This window comes from Trichlorobacter sp., assembly GCF_030247655.1.
Lineage (GTDB): Bacteria > Desulfobacterota > Desulfuromonadia > Geobacterales > Pseudopelobacteraceae > Trichlorobacter.
Window position 1 is genome coordinate 1 of the sequence record NZ_JAOTRZ010000228.1, and the last position, 4,593, is coordinate 4,593.

A 4,593-nucleotide genomic window follows, 5' to 3' on the forward strand; every position below is an offset into this window, starting at 1 on the left:
AAATGTGACCATGGTGGTCCGGAACCGGTTCTATCCTGAACGGCTCAAACCCCGTTCCTCTTCCTCTTCAGATCAGAAATCGCTCGCAGATTCTCACAAGCTGCTGGATGCCATGGTTCAAAAAGGCTTCCGGGCGCAGCTGAAAAGCGGCAGCCTGCTCACCGGCCAACTCTATGTGGCCCTGGATTTCTTTCCTGAAGCCTCACCGGCCAGAATCAACTGGAGCAGGAATCCTGCCCTGCTGCCTACCATTGGCGGCAATATGACGCAGTTCCAGACTTCGCTGATGAAGATAGTGCAGAAGCTTGAGAAAATGCCGCTGGAAGAGCTGACCGGTGATGCACGCAAAACCGTGCAGTCGCTGGATGCAACCCTGAAGAGTGCTGATAAACTGCTGAAGAATATTGATACAACTGTGGTACCGGAAACGCGGCTGATGATGGAGGATGTCCGCAAGACCCTGGACGGTGCCAACAGGGCCTTGGCAGAGGTCAAACAGACCATGTCGGCTGATGCGCCGCTGCAGGTTGATCTGCGTGACACCCTGCGTGAATTGGGGCGGGCGGCCCAGTCATTACGGGTGCTGGGTGAGTATCTGGAGCGTAACCCTGAAGCACTGCTCCGTGGCAAAAAGGAGGATCTGCGATGAGTACCAAACCCTTGCTTGCCGCCGTGGTGTGCGGCCTGTCCGGCCTGGTTCTGCTGGCTGGTTGCGGGAGATCACCCCAGACCACCTTTTATACCCTGACACCGCTGGTGGCTGAGGTGACGACCCCCAGGCTGGAAGGCCCCAGCATTGCCATTGCATCAGTAACGTTGCCAGAGCTGGTTGACCGGCCCCAGTTGGTGGTGCCGGATGCAGGGACGCGGGTTGCCATCCTTGAAAGCCAGCGCTGGGCAGAACCACTGAAGTCGGCACTACCTCGGCTGTTGGCAGAAAACATTTCCCGTCTGATGAACAGTGACCGTGTCTCAGCCTACCCTCAACATGCGGCAAACAGTGCAGACTATCGGCTTTTTGTGGATTTTCAGCGTTTTGAACTGGCGGGTAACACGGTTGTGGTTGACGCACTCTGGGAGGCTCGCAGTGCAAAAGATACCAAGTCGACAACAGGTCGCTCAAAACTGTTTGAACCGATCAGTTCTGCTGACTATGAAGCGGTTGTGGCTGGCTACAGTCGGGCAGTTGCAACCCTGTCCAAAGAAATGGTCAAATCCCTACGCAGTCTACAAACAAAAGAATGAGAGTGTCCCTATGCAGTTGATTGGCCAGTACCACCGTCTTAAAATTGCCAGAATCACCCCGTCGGGTGCTTTTTTAGCCTTGGAAGAAGGTGATATCCTGCTGCCGGGTAAATTTATTCCCGAAGATGCAAGTGTCGGAACCGAACTTGAGGTGTTTGTCTACCTTGATTCAGAGGATCGCCCGGTGGCAACGGTCCAGAAACCCTACGCTGTGGTGGGGGATTTTGCCCTGCTCACGGTAAAAGACACCAATGCCAAGGTCGGCTCTTTTCTTGACTGGGGCTTGGACAAAGACCTGTTGCTGCCCTTTGGCGAGCAACTTGCTCCGGTAAAAAAAGGAGAGCAGGTCCTGGTCAGGGTCTATCTGGATGCAAGCAAAAGGATTGCCGCCACAGCCAGGCTGGACCGGTTCTTGAAGCCTGCCGATGGTACTCTTGCAGAAGGAGATGCCGTAGAACTGTTCATCTATGCCTATACGGATCTGGGAGCCAAAGTGGTGGTCAACAATCGCTACGGCGGCATGCTGTTCCGTAATGAGCTCTATACCAGGCCAAAGGCAGGCGAGCAGTTGCGGGGGTATGTCAGGAAAATCCATGGAGGTGGAAAAATTGATATCACCCTGCGTAAGGGGGGCGCTCAGGAGGCGCAGACAGATCGTGATCTGGTCCTGGTTGCGTTAACCAATGCTGCAGATGGTTTTCTGCCCCTAAACGATAAAAGCAGCCCGGAAGTGATCTCCGAGCTGCTGAAGTTAAGTAAGAAGAGTTTTAAAAAAGCGGTGGGCGGTCTGTACCGCGAAGGTCTGATTGTTATGGCTGATGACGGCATCAAGTTGAAGTAACCGCATCACTTACTTCTATTTTGCGGCCCTCCCCCGGTAGCGGGGCAGGTAGTCGTTGAGGACCCTCTGTGTATCCAATGAGAGAAAACGTGCATATTCAATCAGGTAGCTACGTAGATAGACTTCTGCCGGAAAAGACTCGAATACCTCTCCTTCGATATCTTCAAGAAAATGCGTTTGTATCCGGGTTGCCGCGAAGACTGTTTTTAACTCTACCTTCATCCGTTCCCGGATACTTCTGAGTATTGATCCTGTAAAACAATCGATCTGCGTAAGCCAGAGGCGCAGTTCATCATCCTGATCTGTTCTGGGCCGTGTTGCTCCATCCCTGCTTTTTTCAGACAGCTCGTTGAGCTTCTTAAATGCATCATCAAGGCGAAGAAGAAAATCTGCCCTGATCTCCTCGGAAAAATCGTTGTTAAGCGCCCTGATCTCAATGGAATCTCCGGAATACAGGTTTTTGAGATAGCGGTACCTTCTGCAGATATCTGCGGGGGTTGAATCTTGTGATAGTTCTAGTAGCTCTAGATAGTCATGGTATTCTTCCATCAAGAATGTCCTCGGGTGCAGAAAAGCAAGTCTCTGTTTCGATGTTTTCTGTCAATTGCCTGATCTCTTTAATGACCGGCGAAAGGCGATTGAAAAGCATAAACGCCTCTTTGTTATTGATACTTTTATGTACCGCTTCATCGTAGCTTGCATAGCCCGAGTAAACAACCTGCAGGCCGAGAAAATTAACGCAGGCCCTCTTCAGGTTTTCGCCGATCAGGATATCCTTGGGAGATCGTACTTCGTTGAGGATGATATGCACAACAAAACCAGACATTTCAAGATTGAATATGTCATGTATCCGGTCTGAACCCTGCTTAAGATAGCCAATAAGATCCTTCAGGTTACGTATATTATGAGCGGTCCGGTTCTTCCAGATGTCCTGCACCACGGTATTCAGATCATAGGACTTAAAGATTGATTTAAGCTTTCGATAATACACACTTTTTACAAATTGATACATGTTTTCAATGGCAGTGATCTCGGGCGCAGTCACAACGATCATCTTGTCGGCCAGCAGGAACGTATCAAGCGTGTTGATGTGCGTGCCACCTCCAAGATCGATCAGTATTTTATCCGCTTCAAGCGAGCGTATGTGTCTGAACAGTTTTTGTTTTTGTGCATAATTAATGCTCTCGGAGTCAAGCGAACCGGTTGAGCCGGTAATTAGTTCCAGGTTAGCAATCCCGGTGTGTACAATCAGGTCTTGAAGCATCGCCCTTTTTTCAAAAAAATCCGTCAGCGAGAGCTTGGGGGTGATCAACCCAAAGAAGTTGTGCAAATTTGCCCCGCCCAAGTCTGCATCCAACAGTAGTGTCTTTTGGCCTTTTAGCGCCAGGCAAGTACCCATGCTGCTGGTGATAAAACTTTTGCCGGTACCTCCTTTGCCTCCTCCGACAGCCCATATTTCTGTATGTTTACTGGTGTCTTCCATTGATCTCCAAGTGTTTGTGCAGTTACTTATCATACCATAGGTATACCAACAAAATACATCTATGCAACCCCTGTCAGCAGAACCGGCGTGTCAGGCATATCGTGGGATAACGATTCTTGAAGCGTATTCGACAGGGGCGGATGTTGCTTAAAGAAACTCCTCAAAGCAATCCAGATCCTTGCCGGACAGTCCCAGCGCCTTCAGACTGGGCACCCGCACAATGCTGAACAACACCAGATCGTAGATGTCCACAAAATAACCCAGGGCAGCAACATCTTTTATTGCCATCCGCACAGACAAGATATACAGCGGCTACAACCTGCGGGAGATCATCGACCATATCGATGAACTACGCTTCCGTTTCCAGACAGAAAAACACGAACCCCCTCACCTCTACGAAGCCAAGATCAAAAACATGGGCAACGCCGGACACAATGGCGGTGAATACTACAAAAAGCGGAGTTGACTTGGTTTTGGTCACACTTGATAATGGGAGTTGGCCAGTTTCCGGGAGCAAGGATTGGGACTTGGCTGGTTATCAGAAAGGGCGCAGCTTTTATCCGTCCTGTATTTATTACTATGGTGCTGCTGGTGCTGGCAAAACTGACACTTCAGAACCAGTAATAGACTCCGTCGTGTGGTTCTTGCTGCTTACGCATAGATGGAAAGCAGGCCTCTCAGAGCCTGCATTTCATCGATTGTAACAGGTTGAGACGGCTTGCGCTTAGTTGTTTCATCCGTATCCAGTGGTGCTGAAGAGAGAGTTACTTCATCTGTGATATTGGCTGTTCTAGGAGCTTTTGCGCCGCTTGGGGGCTGTCTGTTGTTTTGATCAACAACAGACTGTTTTTTCAACTCTGCATATTGAAGCTCAAGAGGGGAAAGGTATTTGCTCCTGATTGGAAAGTTCATTGCGCGAATCCTTCAGTTACTAATCCGGCTGAGCACGGCTCGACAGCAGTCCCAAGCTCATCATCGTCATGAAAAAGACGAAAAATCGCCAGCCTTTCATCAAAGGATATAC

6 protein-coding genes and 1 pseudogene are annotated in these 4,593 nt (G+C 49.9%); 3 read left to right on the forward strand and 4 right to left on the reverse strand.

The annotated features are described in order from the left end of the window. The 3 genes and pseudogenes from OEL57_RS14425 to OEL57_RS14435 all read left to right on the forward strand — a co-directional run. Positions 1–649, forward strand: a pseudogene (locus OEL57_RS14425) (mammalian cell entry protein); the annotation flags it as partial. Further along, positions 646–1,245 carry a PqiC family protein gene (locus tag OEL57_RS14430; protein ID WP_300741389.1) on the forward strand — a complete coding sequence of 200 codons (600 nt, stop codon included), beginning with the start codon at positions 646–648 and terminating at the stop codon, positions 1,243–1,245. The pseudogene OEL57_RS14425 and the gene OEL57_RS14430, both read left to right, overlap by 4 nt. A 10-nt stretch (positions 1,246–1,255) precedes the next feature. Beyond that, entirely contained in the window at positions 1,256–2,086 is an 831-nt protein-coding gene (locus OEL57_RS14435; protein ID WP_300741390.1) for a CvfB family protein, read from the forward strand. A gap of 15 nt (positions 2,087–2,101) precedes the next feature. Here the strand turns inward: OEL57_RS14435 and OEL57_RS14440 are convergent, their stop codons facing one another. From OEL57_RS14440 to OEL57_RS14455, 4 genes are all read right to left on the reverse strand, one after another. After that, the gene (locus tag OEL57_RS14440; protein ID WP_300741391.1) at positions 2,102–2,635 is read right to left on the reverse strand and encodes a helix-turn-helix domain-containing protein; all 534 of its coding nucleotides are present in this window, start codon (positions 2,633–2,635) and stop codon (positions 2,102–2,104) included. Further along, entirely contained in the window at positions 2,619–3,569 is a 951-nt protein-coding gene (locus tag OEL57_RS14445; protein ID WP_300741392.1) for an AAA family ATPase, read from the reverse strand. The genes OEL57_RS14440 and OEL57_RS14445 overlap by 17 nt, the downstream gene beginning before the upstream one ends. Before the next feature lie 147 nt (positions 3,570–3,716). Then, positions 3,717–3,857 (reverse strand): hypothetical protein, encoded by a 141-nt coding sequence (locus tag OEL57_RS14450; protein ID WP_300741393.1) that lies wholly within the window; start codon positions 3,855–3,857, stop codon positions 3,717–3,719. A 363-nt stretch (positions 3,858–4,220) separates the two neighbouring features. Next, positions 4,221–4,481, reverse strand: coding sequence for a hypothetical protein (locus tag OEL57_RS14455; protein WP_300741394.1), 261 nt, complete (start codon positions 4,479–4,481; stop codon positions 4,221–4,223). Between the last annotated feature and the right edge of the window lie 112 nt (positions 4,482–4,593).

What these genes read in the sequence shown, in the direction of transcription:
- OEL57_RS14430 (WP_300741389.1), top strand. Translation starts at nt 646, where the DNA reads ATGAGTACCAAACCCTTGCTTGCCGCCGTGGTGTGCGGCCTGTCCGGC.
- OEL57_RS14435 (WP_300741390.1), top strand. Translation starts at nt 1,256, where the DNA reads ATGCAGTTGATTGGCCAGTACCACCGTCTTAAAATTGCCAGAATCACC.
- OEL57_RS14440 (WP_300741391.1), bottom strand. Translation starts at nt 2,635, where the DNA reads ATGGAAGAATACCATGACTATCTAGAGCTACTAGAACTATCACAAGAT.
- OEL57_RS14445 (WP_300741392.1), bottom strand. Translation starts at nt 3,569, where the DNA reads ATGGAAGACACCAGTAAACATACAGAAATATGGGCTGTCGGAGGAGGC.
- OEL57_RS14450 (WP_300741393.1), bottom strand. Translation starts at nt 3,857, where the DNA reads ATGGCAATAAAAGATGTTGCTGCCCTGGGTTATTTTGTGGACATCTAC.
- OEL57_RS14455 (WP_300741394.1), bottom strand. Translation starts at nt 4,481, where the DNA reads ATGAACTTTCCAATCAGGAGCAAATACCTTTCCCCTCTTGAGCTTCAA.